At 64.7% G+C, this 16,854-nt stretch carries 14 protein-coding genes; 7 read left to right on the top strand and 7 right to left on the bottom strand.

The genetic code is table 11. The features are described from left to right. Window positions 1–55 precede the first annotated feature (55 nt). From AC1DMY_RS19020 to groES, 6 genes are all read right to left on the bottom strand, one after another. A complete protein-coding gene (locus AC1DMY_RS19020) occupies window positions 56–2,443 on the bottom strand; it encodes a TonB-dependent siderophore receptor (protein ID WP_477166428.1) in 2,388 nt (795 codons plus the stop codon). Between the two features lie 118 nt (window positions 2,444–2,561). Further along, entirely contained in the window at window positions 2,562–3,554 is a 993-nt protein-coding gene (locus AC1DMY_RS19015; protein ID WP_477166427.1) for a FecR family protein, read from the bottom strand. Further along, a complete protein-coding gene (locus AC1DMY_RS19010) occupies window positions 3,551–4,045 on the bottom strand; it encodes an RNA polymerase sigma factor (protein WP_477166473.1) in 495 nt (164 codons plus the stop codon). The genes AC1DMY_RS19015 and AC1DMY_RS19010 overlap by 4 nt, the downstream gene beginning before the upstream one ends. Before the next feature lie 59 nt (window positions 4,046–4,104). After that, window positions 4,105–5,238, bottom strand: a complete 1,134-nt coding sequence (locus AC1DMY_RS19005) for a VirK/YbjX family protein (protein WP_477166426.1) — start codon at window positions 5,236–5,238, stop codon at window positions 4,105–4,107. A 159-nt stretch (window positions 5,239–5,397) separates the two neighbouring features. Then, window positions 5,398–7,041: a chaperonin GroEL gene (gene groL / locus AC1DMY_RS19000; protein ID WP_477166425.1), complete on the bottom strand. Its 1,644-nt coding sequence runs from the start codon at window positions 7,039–7,041 to the stop codon at window positions 5,398–5,400. Between the two features lie 54 nt (window positions 7,042–7,095). Then, window positions 7,096–7,389 carry a co-chaperone GroES gene (groES, locus tag AC1DMY_RS18995; protein WP_199042823.1) on the bottom strand — a complete coding sequence of 98 codons (294 nt, stop codon included), beginning with the start codon at window positions 7,387–7,389 and terminating at the stop codon, window positions 7,096–7,098. A 280-nt stretch (window positions 7,390–7,669) separates the two neighbouring features. On the opposite strand from groES, the gene AC1DMY_RS18990 reads away from it, so the two are divergent. The 5 genes from AC1DMY_RS18990 (at window position 7,670) to AC1DMY_RS18970 (ending at window position 11,978) form a co-directional block, all read left to right on the top strand. After that, the gene (locus AC1DMY_RS18990; protein WP_477166424.1) at window positions 7,670–8,317 is read left to right on the top strand and encodes a class II aldolase/adducin family protein; all 648 of its coding nucleotides are present in this window, start codon (window positions 7,670–7,672) and stop codon (window positions 8,315–8,317) included. Continuing rightward, window positions 8,317–8,634 (top strand): divalent-cation tolerance protein CutA, encoded by a 318-nt coding sequence (cutA, locus tag AC1DMY_RS18985; RefSeq protein ID WP_477166423.1) that lies wholly within the window; start codon window positions 8,317–8,319, stop codon window positions 8,632–8,634. Before AC1DMY_RS18990 ends, cutA begins: the two co-directional genes overlap by 1 nt. 131 nt (window positions 8,635–8,765) lie before the next feature. Next, window positions 8,766–9,464, top strand: a complete 699-nt coding sequence (locus AC1DMY_RS18980; protein WP_477166422.1) for an HAD family hydrolase — start codon at window positions 8,766–8,768, stop codon at window positions 9,462–9,464. Window positions 9,465–9,471: 7 nt separating this feature from the next. Further along, window positions 9,472–10,797, top strand: a complete 1,326-nt coding sequence (locus AC1DMY_RS18975; RefSeq protein WP_477166421.1) for a DUF5690 family protein — start codon at window positions 9,472–9,474, stop codon at window positions 10,795–10,797. After that, on the top strand, window positions 10,794–11,978 hold the full coding sequence (locus tag AC1DMY_RS18970) for a TIGR03364 family FAD-dependent oxidoreductase (RefSeq protein WP_477166420.1): 1,185 nt from the start codon (window positions 10,794–10,796) through the stop codon (window positions 11,976–11,978). The genes AC1DMY_RS18975 and AC1DMY_RS18970 overlap by 4 nt, the downstream gene beginning before the upstream one ends. Before the next feature lie 3 nt (window positions 11,979–11,981). Here the strand turns inward: AC1DMY_RS18970 and phnF are convergent, their stop codons facing one another. Beyond that, on the bottom strand, window positions 11,982–12,689 hold the full coding sequence (phnF, locus tag AC1DMY_RS18965; protein ID WP_477166419.1) for a phosphonate metabolism transcriptional regulator PhnF: 708 nt from the start codon (window positions 12,687–12,689) through the stop codon (window positions 11,982–11,984). A 122-nt stretch (window positions 12,690–12,811) separates the two neighbouring features. Here phnF and AC1DMY_RS18960 point away from each other — a divergent pair, with 122 nt between their 5' ends. Both AC1DMY_RS18960 and AC1DMY_RS18955 read left to right on the top strand, forming a co-directional pair. Next, the gene (locus AC1DMY_RS18960) at window positions 12,812–13,969 is read left to right on the top strand and encodes an alpha-D-ribose 1-methylphosphonate 5-triphosphate diphosphatase (RefSeq protein ID WP_477166418.1); all 1,158 of its coding nucleotides are present in this window, start codon (window positions 12,812–12,814) and stop codon (window positions 13,967–13,969) included. 188 nt (window positions 13,970–14,157) lie between these two features. Beyond that, complete coding sequence (locus AC1DMY_RS18955; protein WP_477166417.1) at window positions 14,158–16,842, top strand: TonB-dependent receptor; 2,685 nt, start codon at window positions 14,158–14,160, stop codon at window positions 16,840–16,842. Window positions 16,843–16,854 lie beyond the last annotated feature (12 nt).

Here is a 16,854-nt window from a genome sequence, read left to right as displayed (position 1 = left end):
ACGATGTAAACCCAGGCCCCGGGAGGCAACTCCCGGGGTTTTTCGTGGGCAACGATCAGAAGTCGTAGGTGCCCGACAGCATCACGCTGCGATGCGTGCGCAACGGTACATAGGTTTCGTTGAAGTCGGCCGAATACAGGTCGCGCGCGAACAGGTTCTTGACGCCCAGCGTCATGCGCCAGCGATCGGTGCGATAGGACACGTTGGCATCCACTTCCGCCTGACCCGGTGAATCGTAGTAAGTGGAATAGTCGACGCTCTGCCCCAGCGATCGGCCTCGCGCCTGCACGCCACCGGCGATGCCCCAACCCTGCAGCATGCTGCCCTGGAACCAGTAGCTGGCCCACAGGTTGAAGCGCTGCCGCGGCGCACCGGTCGGCTGCGTGCCGTCGTGGTTGCTGATTTGTGCGTTGGTGTAGCTGCTGCTGATATCGAGTCCCGGCGACACGCGACCGGAGAACTCGATCTCCACGCCGCGGTTGGTCTGGCCCGGCCCGAAGCTGGCGACGTTCGGCATGGCTTCGAGAAACAGGTAGCTGTGGTCGAGCATGATGCGGTAGAGCGACACCGTCAGCCACGCCTGTTCATGGAACAGGTTGAATTTGGCGCCTGTTTCCAGCTGGCGTGACAGTGCCGGCACCAGCGGGCGACCATTTTCGCCCAGGTACGACAACGGCTGGAAGCCATTGCTGGTGAAGCCGTAGACCGCGACATCGGGAGTCAGCTTATAGACGATGCCCGCGTTGGGCACCCACTTGATGCGCTTGGGCGTCCAAGGATTGCCTTGCTCGTCGGTGGTCGACACTTCGTAGGCGGAACGGCGCAAGCCCACCAGCATGTCCCAGCGCTCGCCCAGCGCCAGCTGATCCTGCAGGAACAGCCCGTTATCCACCGACCACGGCGTGCCCGTCAGCGGAACGTTGTCCTCTGGCTGCACGACCGCGGAGACGCGCGGCAGCGCGGCGTCACTGAACAGGTTGTAGACACCGTTGTTGTACGAATGCCAGAAGTCGTCGGTGTGCCCTACGCGCGAACGCGAATAGTCCATGCCCAGCGTCACTGTATGCGTCACCGGGCCGGTGCCGAACACGCGGATGAAATCGTTCTGCAGCGAGTAGTAGGTGTCGTTGTAGCGATAGGCTTCGGCGAACGGCGAGACATTGCCGAGCGGCGTGGGGTTGGTCAGCGTCCAGCTCTGCAGGTCGTTCTGCTGTTCGACGTACTGACCGCGGCTGCGCCAGGTCCAGGCGTTGCCCAGTTGCTGGTCGAGCAGGTAGTAGAGGCGGTTGGTCTGGTAATTGGCGTAGTCGTATTCGTTGCCCGTGAGCAAGCCGAACGGCGTGGCGCTGGACAGCGTGTCGCCCAGCAGCACCGCGTGGTCGGGTATCGGCAGGCGATTGACGATGCGCTGCGCGCCCACCACCAGCTGCGTGCCACCGCTGGTCCAGCCGATCGACGGCGCGAGATAGCCGCTGCGGCGGTTGCGGTAACCCTGCGGCGTGCGGTCGGCGTAATCGCCCGACATGACCAGTCGATAGGTGAGGCCCGACACGTGGCTCAGTGGCCCCGTCATATCCAGGCCCGCCTGCACCATGCCTTGCTGGCCCAGCGTGTAGCTGACCTCGTGCACCGGCTCGCTTTGCGGCTGCTTGGTGGTGACATTGACCAGGCCGCCAAAGCTGTTGCCGGTGGAATCGCCCAGGATCGATTGCGGCCCCTTGATCACTTCCACGCGCTCCAGCCCGATCAAGGGCGGAAAGTCGCCGGAACCTGCATTGCTGTTCGGCATGCCGTCGATCAGGCCGTTGCCGGTATAGAAACCGCGGATCTGGAACAATGGCAGGCCGTCGGAGCCTTCGACGAAGGCCACGCCCGCCACGTTGCGCACGGCGTCTTCCACGGTGAGCGATTGCTGCGAATCCATCAACTCACGCGTCACCACGCTTACCGATTGCGGCACGTCGATCAGGTCTGCGTCGTTGCGCGAACCCACGCTGGTGAGCGAGGCCTTGAAGCCCACGTCGCGCCCGAGCAAGGCATTGGCTTCGACGGGCGTCAGCTGCTTGGCTTCCTGCCGTGGTTTCGACGATGCAGTGTTTCCCGGGGACGCGGGCAAGGTCACCACCACGGTGCCCTGATCAGTGAATTCGTATACGAGCCCCGTGCCTTCCAGCAGCTTCGACAGCGCCACCGGTGCGCTGAGGTTGCCGATGGCACCGGGCGAGCGAAAGCGCGCGATGGTGCAGCCTGCCGTGAGCACCTGCACATTGGCCTGCTTGCCGAAGGCGATCAGCGCGGTGGCGAGTGGTTGCGCAGGGATCGAGAAATCCATGGGCGCTGCGTCCGACATGACCGACGCGCGCGCGATGCAAGTGCCCGGCACCGCCAGGCACGCAGACATCCACAGGCCGCCCGACAGCAGCAGCTTCGCACGCTTCCTCATAGTCCCCGCTTCATGGCAAGCGAAAACCGCGAGTTTGACACGCGTAGCGGCTGTTGTGCGCTCACGTCACCGGGGTGAACGCTTTCTTTCGAGAGGCTGTCCGATCAGCACGCAGGCGTCATCGTTGGGCCGGTTCTCGACGCGCATCGGACAAGACGGTTTGCCCGCCGCTGTCATTCACCTGCAGCGGCAATACCTGGGGCAGCGCGTGCAACCAGTCGTCGATGGCGTCGGTCTTGACCGTACCGGTAAACGTTAGCGCTTTCAGATCGGCATCGGCGATCTGCAGCGGCTGCGCGCGATAGCGATTGATATTGGCCACGACGACCGCCAGCGGCTCGTTGTCGAACTCCAGTCGCTCTTGTCGCCAGGCCGCTGCATTGGCCGGGTCGCTGGCGATCAGGTTCATGGCCGCACGCGAGGGGTCATAGATCACCGACTGTCCGGCCACGGCCTCAAGACTGTTGTGGGCGCCGCCGGTAGCATCGGCCACGCGCACGCGCCCCTCGGCCATGGCGACAGTGACGTACTTGCCGGTGCGGCGAACATTGAACGCGGTGCCGATGTCCTCGATGGTCACGTCCCCGGCGCGCACCTCAAACGGTCGCCCCGCGTCGTGCATCACTTCGAAATAGGCTTCGCCCTCGGTCAGCTCCACCAGACGACGCCCCCGGCTGAAGCGCGTGCTCAGCTGGGTCGCGCCGCCCAGCGTCACGCGGGTGCCGTCTTCAAGCGTCACATGACGTTGCGCCGCAAGGGCGCTGGCGTACGTTTGCGAGGTGGCGGCGCCTTGCAGGGCGCTCCAGCCGATGTAGCCGCCAACCGCCAGGACCAGTGCGGCCGCGGCGGCGGCCGGCAACCACCAGCGGCGCGCAGCTACATGCGTTGGTGCAAATTCGGCGATCAGCTGATCGCGCGAGATGTCCCCCAGGGTATTCAGACTTGCCGCCAGCTCGGTCACGCGCTCGAAGGCAGCCAGGTGCGCGAGATCTTCTTCGGCCCAGGCCAGCCACTGCTCGGTCGTCCGGTCCGTGGCAGCGGGATCGCGCAGTCGCACCCACCAGTCGGCGGCGATACGCAGCGTTTGTTCTTTGGAAGTATTGGCCATCATGGCATCTCCGGTTCGTCCACCCGCGCCCGGCAATGAGCCAGGGCGTTGGCGACGTGATAGCGCACCATGCGCTCGCTGATTTTCATGGCCCGCGCGATCGCACTGATCTCGCGGCCATCGATGACGTGCATGACGAAGGCGCGCGCGGTCTTGCTCGGCAGCTCGCGCAGCGCCTTGTACAGTTCCTGCAATTGCCCGGTGGCCTGCACATGGCGCTCGGGAATCGGGGCCAGATGCAAGTCCTCGTCCGGCGCAAGCAGCGGATGGTCGGCGCGCACCTGGCGCGCGCGCAGCCGATCCACGGCCAGGTTCGAGGCGATGCGGAACAGGTAGGCGCGCAGGGAATCCACCTGTTCGGGCCTCTCCATGGTCACAAGCCGCACATACGCCTCCTGCGCAACCTCCTGGGCGTCCGACATCGAATGAAGACGGCATTGCAGGAACGCCACGAGCGCGCGGTTGTGATCGCGAAACAGCTCCGCGATGCGCATCGCGAACGCCGGATCGAGGTTCACACCTGCGTTGGCAGGCGTGTTGGAGCGTCTATCCACTAGGCTGCCCTGGTTATGTCGGGGAGCGGCGGCGATACGGGATCGGCCGCTGCCTCCGTCGCATCGCGCCACCACGGTACCGGTCGCAATGCGTCATTCAAAAGCTTGACCGCTTCCCAGCGCAGCTCAGCGCGGCGTCTGAACATGGCGCGGCGCTTGCTTTCCGTCTCTACTTCCGTGCGGTGATGCAACCTGGCCGGCATCAGGAACCAGCCACCTTGCACGGCAACACCACCCTGCTCCAGCCAATAACCATCGTAATCGGAAAACATCCGCGCGCGCGCCTGCAGCGGATGCGCCGCGTTGCCGACCGCCAGGATCCGGTGCAGGCCGCACTGGCCCGCGAATGCATACGCCAGCACCAGCAGGAGCTGCTTGGGGCGCATGCCGTGCATTTGGCGCGTCAGCTCACGCACGGATTCGCGTGCATCCATGCCGGTGGGTCCCTGGATGCAGCCGATGGCCAGCGTATCGTCGTCGATCAGCGTCATCACGAGGCGATAGAGCGTGCGATCGTGCGCATCAGTCAACTCGATCGTGAGCTCGCCCTCGCAAGACCTGGGCGCAGGCGGGCACAGATGAAGACGCAGCTCGCTGCCGTCCTTGAGGCGCAGGGAACCAAGCGTGGCACGGCCGCCCACGTACACCGACTCGAACAGCTCCGTCGACCAGCGCTGCAGCAACAGCCGGTAGTGCGCCTGCACTGCCAGCACGCGATCCACGCGATGCCACTGACGATTGACGAAGCGATGCAGATGCCGCTCGTGCAGCCGCGGATCGCGGTCCGCGCAGGCCTGCAGCAACGGATCGGATTGCAGGAACGCGAGGAACCAGTGGTGCAACAGCGGCATTGATAGCGCACGCACCACGTATTTCGCCGCCGCCAGCACGCGCTGCCCGGCATGTCCGCTCCAGTCGGCGCGTCCGCGCAACGAACGCCACCATACGGACAGCCCAGGGTGGCCTTCCTTGGCCGCACTCTCCTTGGGTCCAGTCACCTGCGGGTCGGGTGACCCCGCCCACCAGAGTTCGCGCTCCAGGGAGCGTTGCGCCGCGTAGGCGCAGCCGCTAGCAGCGAACACCAGATCGGCGTCCAGGGGTTCCTCCCCGGGCTGAAGATTCCGTTCGTTCAAGGCTGCCGACCCGCATGATGACTGTGACAATGACTAAGACGGCCGGGCGCGGCAAAACGGAAATGGCCGGAGCCACTTTTTTCAGTTTTTTTTTGCGCCCAAAAGAAAACCCCGCACAAGGCGGGGTTCTCCGGTGTTGCGATGCCTGGAGGCGAGGACTTAGAAGTCCATGCCACCCATGCCACCCATACCGCCCGGCGCACCGTGCGAATGGCCTTCGTCCTTCTTCGGCACTTCGGTCACGGCCGCTTCGGTCGTGATGATCGAGCCAGCCACCGAGGCGGCGAACTGCAGGGCCGAACGGGTGACCTTGGTCGGGTCCAGGATGCCGAACGCGATCATGTCGCCGAACTCGCCATTGGCCGCGTTGTAACCGAAGTTACCGTTGCCTTCCTTCACCTTGTTCAGGACGACGGACGGCTCGTCACCGGCGTTGGAGACGATGGCGCGCAGCGGCGCTTCCAGCGCGCGACGGGTGATGGCGATGCCCAGGTCCTGGTCGGTGTTCTGACCCTTCAGGCCTTCCAGCGCCTTCAGCGAGCGGATCAGCGCGACGCCGCCGCCCGGGACCACGCCTTCTTCAACGGCTGCGCGCGTGGCGTGCAGGGCGTCTTCGACGCGGGCCTTCTTTTCCTTCATCTCGACTTCGGTAGCCGCGCCAACCTTGATGACGGCGACGCCGCCAGCCAGCTTGGCCACGCGCTCCTGCAGCTTCTCGCGGTCGTAGTCCGAAGAGGTCTCTTCGATCTGCGCCTTGATCTGGCCGATGCGCGACTGGATGCGCTCGGCTTCGCCGGCGCCGTCGATAATGGTGGTGTTTTCCTTGGTGATCACGACGCGCTTGGCGCGGCCCAGGTCGGTGATCGTGGCCTTCTCGAGGGCCAGACCCACTTCCTCGGAGATCACCACGCCATTGGTGAGGATGGCGATGTCTTCCAGGATGGCCTTGCGACGGTCGCCGAAGCCCGGCGCCTTCACGGCGGCAACCTTGACGATGCCACGGATGGTGTTGACCACGAGGGTGGCCAGCGCTTCGCCTTCCACTTCCTCGGCCACGATCAGCAGCGGCTTGCCGGCCTTGGCGACGGCTTCCAGCACCGGGAGCAGCTCACGGACGTTGGAGACCTTCTTGTCGTGGATGAGGATGAACGGGTCGTCCAGTTCAACCTGCTGCGACTGCTGGTTGTTGATGAAGTACGGCGACAGGTAGCCGCGATCGAACTGCATGCCTTCGACGACGTCGAGCTCGTTCTCCAGACCCGAGCCTTCCTCGACCGTGATCACGCCTTCCTTGCCGACCTTCTTCATCGCGGTGGCGATGATGTCGCCGATGTTGGCGTCGGAGTTGGCCGAGATCGTGCCGACCTGGGCAATCGCCTTGTCGTCGGCGGTCGGGTTGGAGAGCTTCTTCAGCTCGGCAACCGCGGCGTTGACGGCCTGGTCGATACCGCGCTTGAGATCCATCGGGTTCATGCCGGCAGCGACGGCCTTGAGGCCTTCCTGGATGAACGCCTGGGCCAGCACGGTGGCGGTGGTGGTGCCGTCGCCGGCGACGTCGGAGGTCTTGGAAGCGGCTTCCTTGACGATCTGGGCGCCGATGTTCTCGTACTTGTCGGCCAGTTCGATTTCCTTGGCGACGGAGACGCCGTCCTTGGTCACGGTCGGTGCGCCGAAGCTCTTCTCGATCACCACGTTGCGGCCCTTCGGACCCAGGGTGACCTTCACGGCGTTGGCCAGGGTGTTCACACCCTTGAGCATGCGTGCGCGGACGTCTTCGCCGAAGCGGACTTCTTTAGCTGCCATTTCGTAATTCCTTCAAATGCGTTGAGTAGGTGGGAAGAGGTGCGGGAGAGGCGATTAGCCTTCGATCACCGCAACGATGTCGTCTTCCTTGAGGAAGACCAGCTCTTCGCCGTCGATCTTGATTTCCTGGCCGGCGTACTTGCCGAACAGCACGGTGTCGCCTTCGTTGACGGACATCGGGCGGACCTTGCCGTCTTCCAGGATGCGGCCGGTGCCGGCAGCGATGACCTTGCCGCGGGTCGGCTTTTCGGTGGCACTGTCGGGAATGACGATACCGCCAGCGGAGACGCGCTCTTCTTCGAGGCGCTTGACGATGACGCGATCGTGCAGCGGACGCAGTTTGCTCATGGTTGGGCTCCAGCTTCGTTTGGATGGTTGAACAAGATTCGGGACCCCGGAGCGGCGCCTGGGTAGGCGCTTGCTAGCACTCCCCGGAGGTGAGTGCCAATTCTAACGACGCAAATGCCCCCTGCAAAGCAAGAGGCGCCCGTCCGATGGCTGACACTTCCAATGGGGGGGCGGCGGGGGCCTTTCAAGGCGCGCCGGGTCGAAAAATCCTCTTTCCGTGCTATCGACAGAGTCGCCGTGACGGCCGACCATGCCGGCCTGCGCCGAATAGGACCCACCTGTGAGTGATGAGCTGACGCTACGCCGGGAACTGGTGGCCCAAGGGGCCAAGCTGGCCGCGTCCGGCCTCAGCCAGGGCACCTCCGGCAACCTAAGTGCCCGTTGCGGCGAGGGTTTCCTGATTACGCCCAGCGGCACGCCGTATGAGGAGATCACGCCCGAAGGCGTGGTGGCGGTGGATCGCGACGGGCACTGGCCGGCCGGGCAACGGCCCTCCAGTGAGTGGCGCTTCCACCGCGACATCTACCTGGCCCGGCCCGATGCCCAGGCTATCGTCCACGTGCACCCGCCCTATGCGACCGCTCTGGCCATGTGCCGCCAGGACATTCCGCCCGCGCATTACATGATCGCGGTGGGCGGCGGCGACTCGATCCGCTGCGCTGGTTACCACACCTACGGCACCCAGGCGCTGTCCGATGCCGTGGTGGCGGCACTGCAGGACCGGTTGGCCTGCCTGATGGCCAACCACGGCATGATCGCGCTGGGCAGCTCGCTGGCGCAGGCGATGTGGCGGGCCGTGGAAGTGGAGAATCTGGCGCGGCAGTACGCGCTGGCCCTGCAGGTGGGCACGCCGGTGCTGCTCACCGACGACGAAGTGGCCGCCGTGCTGGAAAAATTCGCCAATTACGGACTGATGTCGAGGTCGTGATGTCCGATACCGTGCTGCTTTGCTATTGCACCTGCCCCGATGCCGCCAGCGCGCAGACGCTGGCCGAGGCCCTGGTGGGCGAGCGGCTGGCGGCGTGCGTGAACCGCATTCCCGCCATTGCCTCCACCTATCGCTGGCAGGACAAGGTGGTCACCGACCACGAGGAACTGCTGCTGATCAAGACCACGGCCGCGCAGTTCCCTGCACTCAAGGAGCGCCTGCTCAGCCTCCACCCCTATGAATTGCCGGAGCTGATCGCGGTGCCAGTGACCGAGGGTCATGCGCCTTACCTCGATTGGGTGCGCGATCCGGGCTGACACCTCGCGCCATGCGTGACGGGATTCCCACTGCGCCGCATTGACTAGACAGTCCGCACCCACTGTCGATGCCCGCGTCATGGACGCGCCATCGCCACTCGCCAGCATGCCTCTCCATCACGGGAGGCGATATGACGTTCGAACTGGCGGTTTTCGATATGGCCGGCACCACGGTCTACGATCCGGACCTGGTGGCGCTGGCGCTGGGCGACGCGCTGGCCCAGGCCGGCTGCCATGCGCCGCTGCCCGAACTGCGCGCGCTGATGGGCTACACCAAGCCGGCCGCGATCCGCAGCATGCTGGCCACGCACGACCTGCCAGCGGACGATGCGGCGGTCGCGCAAGTACACGCCGACTTCGTGCAGCGCATGCTCGATTGCTACCGTTCCCACGAGACCGTACGGCCGACGGAGGGTGCGGAGGAGCTGTTCGCGTGGCTGCGCCACCGTGGCATCAAGGTGGCGCTCAATACCGCGTTCTCGCAAGACATTGCCGAATGCCTGATGGAACGCTTCGGCTGGCGCGCGCGTGGCTTGATCGATGCGTCGATCTCCGCGGACCGGGTCGATCACGGCCGTCCCGCGCCGGACATGATTCGCGCCTTGATGGCGGCTTGTGGCGTCGCCGACGCGTCGCACGTGTTCAAGGTGGGCGACACCGAAGTCGACGTGCGCGAAGGCCGCGAAGCCGGTTGCGGACTCGTCGTATCGGTCACCACCGGCGCGTATACCCGCGCCGAGCTGGCGGAGTATCGACCCGACGCCATCGTCGACAGCCTGAACGAGTTGCCCGCCCTGCTCGACCGCCTCGGCCAGCCGAATGTGGCCTGATCGCGCCATGCGCCGCGAGCCACGTTCGAAGGCGCCGTCCTGGCTCTGGTCGTCGTCGATGCTGCCGCTGGTCGCAGGCTTCGCTGCGTTCTGCACGTACTCGTGCATGTATGCGTTCCGCAAACCGTTCAGCGCGGGCAGCTACGAGGGCATGAGCTGGCTGGGTGTCGACTACAAGATCTGGCTGGTGATTGCCCAGGTGATGGGCTACGCACTGAGCAAGGTCTGGGGTATTGGACTGGTGCCCGAGCTGCAGACATCGCGCCGCGCAGTGGCGATTCTCGCCTTGATCGGCCTGTCGTGGCTTGCGCTGCTGGGCTTTGCACTGGCGCCGCCGGTACCGGGCATCGTGTTCCTGTTCCTCAACGGCCTGCCGCTGGGCATGGTGTGGGGCCTGGTGTTCGGATACATCGAGGGTCGGCAGGCGACGGAACTGATGGGGGCCATCCTCGCCTCCAGCTTTATCTTCGCCTCGGGCCTGGTCAAAGGCGTGGGCAAGGCGATGTTGCTGGCCGGTGTGAGCGAGCACTGGATGCCATTCCTCACGGGCCTGGTGTTCGTCCCGCCGTTGCTGCTTTCGCTGCACATCCTTACGCGCCTGCCGCCGCCCAGCGCCGAGGACGTCGCCGCCCGCGCACCGCGCGGACGCATGGATCGCGAGGCCAGGCACGCGATCGTGCGCCGCTTCCTGCCAGGGCTGCTGTTGATCGTGCCGCTGTACGTGCTGCTCACCGTGCTGCGCGATTTCCGCGAGAACTTCGATACCGAGATATTCCGCGATCTCGGCTACGGCCGCAGCGCCATCGTGTTCGGTGAAGTCGATACGCCGATCGGGATCGGCGTGTTGATGCTCACTGCCTCGCTTACGCTGGTACGCGACAACATGCGAGCCTTCATGCTCAACCATGTGCTGATCGGCGGCGGCCTGTGTTGCGCGGGCCTGAGTACGCTGCTGTTCGCGCACGGCGAGCTGCCGCCGCTGTTGTGGATGACCCTGGTGGGCTTTGGTCTTTACCTCGGCTATATCCCGCTCAACGGCATGTTCTTCGAACGCCTGATGGCCACGTTCCGCATCAGCGGCACCGCTTCATTCGTGATGTATATCGCCGATGCCTCCGGTTACCTGGGCAGCGTGGCGGTCTTGCTGGTCCGCCAGTTCCTCGCCCTGCAACTCAACTGGACGCAGTTCTTCGAACGCGCCGTACTGGCAAGCAGCCTGCTGGGACTCGTGCTTACCGCGCTGGCTGCGCGCTGGTTCTGGCGGCATGGCCAGCAGAACGGACACGCAGCGGCATCGTTGTCACCTCTTGAGATGGAAAGCAGCCGTTTATGAGCAAGTCGGAAACACGCACCGCGATCGTGATCGGTGCAGGCATCGTCGGGCTGGCCATGGCGCGCGCGCTGGCGGAAGACGGCTACCGCGTCAGCGTATTTGATCGCCATGAGCGCGCCGTGGGCGCCTCGGTGCGCAACTTCGGCACGATCTGGCCCATCGGCGTGCCAAACGGCCCGCTGTATGCGCGGGCACTACGCTCGCGGGAGATCTGGCGCGAATTCTGCGAGGCCACGGACACCTGGCAGGCACCGAGCGGCAGCCTGATTGCTGCGTTCCACGAGGACGAGTGGGCGGTGATGAACGAATACGCGGCGATCAACCAAGGGCTGCGTCCGTGCCGCATGCTCAGCGCTGCGCAGGTCCGCCAGCAGGCGCCCGGCGTCGTTGCCGCGGACTTGCGTGGCGCACTGCTGAGCACCGATGAGATGGTGGTCGATCCGCGCGAAGCCATCCGCAAACTGCCGGCGTGGCTGGCGGAGCGCTACGGTATCCAGTTCCAATGGCGACAGGCCATCACCCGCATCGAACATCCTTACGTGTGGAGTGGTCGCCGGCGCTACACCGCCGATGTGATTTATGTCGCGAGCGGCACGGATTTCGAAACCCTGTATCCGGAACTGTTCGAACGTCTCGCCATCACCAAGTGCAAGCTGCAGATGCTTCGCCTGGAGTCCCAGCCCGCACCGTTCAAGCTGGGCCCGGTCGTATGTGGCGGCCTCACCATGGCGCACTACAGCGGCTTCCACGCCACACCCAGCATTGACCGTCTGCGCGAGCGCCTGGCCGATCAGTACGCGGACTTGCTGGCGCTGGGCATCCACGTCATGGCGGCGCAAAACGGGCTGGGCGAAATCACGGTTGGCGACTCGCATGAGTACGGCCATACGTACGAACCCTTCGATGAAAGCGCCATCAACCACAAGATCGTCGACTATCTGCGCAGCGTGCTGGACTTGCCGAGCTGGCATGTGAAGCAGAGCTGGCACGGCAGCTACGCCAAGCTCACCGATGGCCAGCGCAGCGAGCTGGTAGTGGAAGCGGAGCCGGGCGTCACCATCGTCAACGGCGTGGGCGGCGGCGGCCTGGGCATGACGCTGTCGTTTGGTCTGGCCGAAGAAGTGATCAGCGGGCGCTTGCGTGCCGAGCGCGTGGAACTGCCAAGCATCGATGCTCGATGAGCCTCAACGCTCGGCAGTGGACATCACCAGCTGCACGCGTTCCGCCGCGAAACAGGTCAGCCCGTATTGCACGGGCTGATTCTTGTCGTCGACGTTGAGCGATTCGACGACCAAGACCGGTAGCTCAGGCGATTGTTCCAGCACACGCGCGGTGGTCGTTCCCGCCAGTCGCGCGGTGACGCGCGTGTAACTGCGGAAATAGTCGGCGACACCGAATTCCGCCAGCGTCATGCTTACCGAGCCGGTGCGCTGAAACACATCGCCGAGCTTGGGAAAACGTGCCGCCGGGAACCATGCCTGGCCATGATCGAGCACGCGGCCCTCCGCGTGCGCCGAGGACTCGATCCACCATGCGCGTTCGCCACGCGCCAAGGCCAGCGATTCGGCCACGCGCTGCGGCGGCATCACCAGCGCCGTGCCCAACACTTTGTTGCCCGAGCTGACGTTGAGGTTGTGCATGTTGCGGCTGAAGCTGGTGCGCCGACCGATCGGATAGTCGTAGCACTCCTCGCGCACACGCAGGCCGCGACTGGGATCGGCAAGAATGGCACCGCGCTGCTCAAGCGAGTCGAGCGCCCGGCGAACCGTATGCCGGTTCACGTTGAGGCGTCGCGCCAGCTCCAGCGCCGAGGGAAGTTTTGCGCCACCGCGAAGTTCGCCGCTGCGGATCTGCTGCAATACCTGCTGTTCGATCTGGCGCCAAACAGGCACATCGCACGACCGATCCAACGGCTCGAAGAGGTTTGCCATCATTCCTGCATGTTCCCGACACAGACTGCATGGGTGGCGATTCAGATCAGACGGGAAGTATGGACGGCCCAGTTTTCGCAGACATGACATCACGGCAGGGCCGTTCATGGCGCATTGCACGCGCGCGCCTGGTGCTGCCCGACCGGGTCATCGTCGGTGGCGCGGCGATCGAGGGCGAACGTATCAAACAGTTCTGGCCTGGCGAGGAGTGTCCGCACGACGCCATCGATTTCGAGGGCGATTTCTTGCTGCCGGGCCTGATCGAACTGCATACCGACAACCTCGAAAAGCATTTGCTGCCGCGCGCCGGTGCCGCGTGGCCCGCCCTGCCGGCCATGCTGGCGCACGATGCCCAACTGCTGGCCGCGGGCATTACGACCGTGTTGGACGCCATGTCCTTGGGCGATCTGGAAGAAGACGGTGGCCGCATCGACACGCTGCATCGCGCGCTTGCCGCGCTCGATGAAACGCGCACTCACGGCCTGTTGCGTTGCGAGCACTACCTGCACCTGCGCTGCGAACTGAGCTGGCCCGGCCTGCTTGAACTGGCCGCCCCCCTGGTGGCGCGCAAGGACTTGCGATTGCTGTCGCTGATGGACCACACGCCTGGCCAACGCCAGTATCACGACGTGCGCCAATACCGCACGTACTACAGCCGCAGCGGCATCACCTGGAGCGACGAGGAATTCACCGCCGTTCTCGAGCAGCGCCGCCAGCAGCAGAGCCGCCATCGCGACCTGCAACTGGATGGCGTGATGACGCTGGCGCGCCGTCATGGCGTGCTGGTCGCCAGCCATGACGACACCGACATCGCGCACGTGCAGGAAGCCGCACTCCTCGGTGCGCGGATCTGCGAATTTCCTACGACACTGGCAGCGGCAAGGGCGGCACGCGAACACGGACTCAGCATCGTCGCGGGCGCCAGCAATCTGGTGCGCGGCGGCTCGCACGCCGGCAACGTCGCCGCCATGGCGCTGGCACGCGACGGATGTCTGGACGTCCTTTCGTCTGACTACATGCCGACGAGCCTGCTTCCCGGCGCCTTCATCTTGCACCAGCAAGCGGGATGGGCCCTGCCGGATGCCATCGCCACGGTCACCACGACGCCAGCTGCTGCACTGGGCTTCGATGACCGGGGTCGACTTGGCGAAGGCTTGCGGGCAGACCTGCTGCGCGTACGCATGCACAAGGACGAGCCCGTGGTGCGATCAGCGTGGGTCGCCGGCAGGCAACGGCTATGACCGGCGTGACGGCCGTCACGTTTCGCCCGCCGCACATCAGCGCCGCGCCCCTTCGAAAGCATAGACAGCGAGCATTCGTTGCCTAGTCCGAGTCACGGGCGTTTCATCGCCCCTCCCTAGCCTGCCGGCCCGAGCAGCCATAAGCCTGCCGACGCTGATCGGCGACATCAAACCTCGGGGAGTGCGTCTTGAAGATCAATGCCATCACTTGCGCGGTGCTTGCCGCGCTTGCGGTCACTCGCGTGTCCTATGCCGACGATGCGGCACCGCCAGCACCCGCGCCGGCGGCGCAGAATTCTTCGGTGTCCACGCTGGGCGCCATCACGGTCACCGCCCAGCATGCCAATGAAGACATGCAGGACGTGCCGATCACCATGCAGGCGTTCACCGGAACGACGCTGCAGCAGCTCAACGTCAGCACGTTCGACGACATCATCAAATACCTGCCCAACGTCACCTTCGCCGAGAACGGCCCGGGCCAGGGCAACATCTACATGCGCGGACTGACGACCGGCTTCCTCGGCAACCAGTCGAGCGCATCGATCGCGCCGTTCCCGAACGTCGCCGTATATCTCGACGACCAGTCGATGCAGTTCCCCGCGCGCAACCTCGACATCTACATGGTCGACATGGAGCGCGTCGAAGTGCTGGAAGGTCCGCAGGGCACGCTGTTCGGCGGCGGTGCGCAGGCGGGCGCGGTGCGTTACATCACCAACAAGCCCAACCTGACTAAGGTCAGCGGCAACGTGGAGGCCAGCACGGGCGTCACGGCCGGCGGCGGTCCGAACAACTCGGCCAGCGCGGTGTTGAACCTGCCGATCATCCCCGGCACCTTCGCGCTGCGCGGCGTGATCTACAACGATCATCGCGGCGGCTACATCGACAACGTGCCAAGCACGTTTACGCGCAACAACAGCGACGGCGGCAACTTCTACGCCAACATCAAGCCCACCGGCGGCCTGTGCCCGAACGGCCTGCCCACCGGCACCGGCTATTGCACGGTGCCGGGCAGCCCGGTCGCCAACAACAACGCGGTTGCCAGGAAGGACTGGAACCCGGTCGATTATCAGGGCGGGCGCGTATCCGGCCTCTACAAGATCAACGACGACTGGGACGTGCTGATCGCGCAGAGCTACCAGGAAATGGATGCGGAAGGCCAGTCATCGACCTATCCGATCAGTTCGGATGGCCAGCAGCTGCAACCTCTGCAGACCAGCGTGTTCGTGCCGGCGTGGGACAAGGACCGCTATTCCAACACCGCATGGACGGTCAACGGCAAGATCGGCGATCTCTCCGTCGTCTACACCGGTGGCTACACCGACCGCCACATCAGCGAACAGCAGGATTACACCAACTACGCGCGCGCCGTGGGCGGCTGGTACTACAGCTGCACCGGTGGCACGGGTCTTGGTGCCGGCACCACGCCGCGTTGCTACTCGCCGATCGGCTACTGGAACGACCAGGTCAAGAGCACGCACCAGAGCCACGAGCTGCGCTTCAGCACGCCGGAAGACAGCCGTCTGCGTGCCATCGGTGGTCTGTACTTCGAGGACTTCAAGATCCTCGACGACATGAACTTCAACTACAAGACCATCCCCTCCTGCACGCCGGTCAATCTTTCCAACGCGCTTGCCGGCGGTGCGCCGTGCGTGGCGAACGTGGTGCCGTATCCCGGCACGGCGCAGATGGATCCGGGCCAGCGCAGCGACAGCACCGCGTTCGGCGAAGACGAGCAGCGCGGTTACCGCCAGGTGGCGGCATTCGGTTCGCTGTCGTACGACATCATTGCCGACGTGCTCACCGCCACCGCAGGTACGCGTTACTACCACTACTCCGAATACCAGCGTGGTTCGCAGTACGGTACCGGTTCCAACTGCGTGAACGTGCCCAATGGGCAATGCACGGGCGGCGATGCCACCAACATGACGGCGGAAGGTCTCAACGGTTCGTATCACGGCTTCAAGAGCCGCGCGAACCTGGTGTGGCATATCTCGCCCGATGCAATGGTCTACTACACCTTCTCGCAGGGCTTCCGTCCCGGCGCCTACAACCGCACCACCAAGGGCGTCGCCGTTGGCCCGGACGGCGCGCAGTACAAGAAGCCGCTCAGCTATGCGCCCGACTCGTTGACCAATAACGAAATCGGCTTCAAGACCGAGTTCTTCGACAATCACCTGCTGCTCAATGGCTCGCTGTACCACATGCAGTGGAACAACGTGCAGATGCAGTTCTTCAACCCGCTGGTGCTCGGCAACACCACGTTCGGCGTCAACGGACCCAACTACAAGGTCGACGGCGCCGAGCTGCAGTTCGACGCCCGTATCACCGAGGGCTTTTCGCTGATGGGTTCGGGTTCGTTCAACCGTTCCAAGCAGACCACGTCGCCGTGCCTGGTGGGCAACATCCCCAATACGCCGTCCTACGGCGCGTGCATCACCGAAGTGATCATCGCCGGCCAGGGCCTGCAGCCGTTCGCCAACCCGTTCGGCCAGGAAGGTAGCGAGCCGGCCTTCTCGCCGCGCTCGCAGTTCAACCTGCGTGCCCGCTACGACTGGTCCTTCAACGGCGGCTACAAGGCGTTCGCGATGGCGGGCGCCAGCCATATGGGTTCGATGTACAACCAGCCGGCGACTTATCCCAGCGGCGAAGGCGTGATCTACCCGACCACGGTCGACCTGCGCTACCTGCAGGAAGGCTATACCACCTACGACGCCTCGCTGGGCATCGCCAAGGACGCCTGGGACCTGTCGCTGTATGGCACTAACCTGAGCAACAGCCACGCCAGCGTGTTCACCTCGTCGGCGCAGTTCATCAAGTCGGAGGTACCGCTGCGCCCGCGCGTGGTGGGCGTCAAGTTCGGCTACAAGTTCTGACATCTGCCCGTC

The organism is Dyella sp. 01L423 (genome assembly GCF_056399945.1).
Note: the sequence above shows the minus strand (reverse complement) of the source record. Positions and strands in the feature narration are given on the sequence as shown.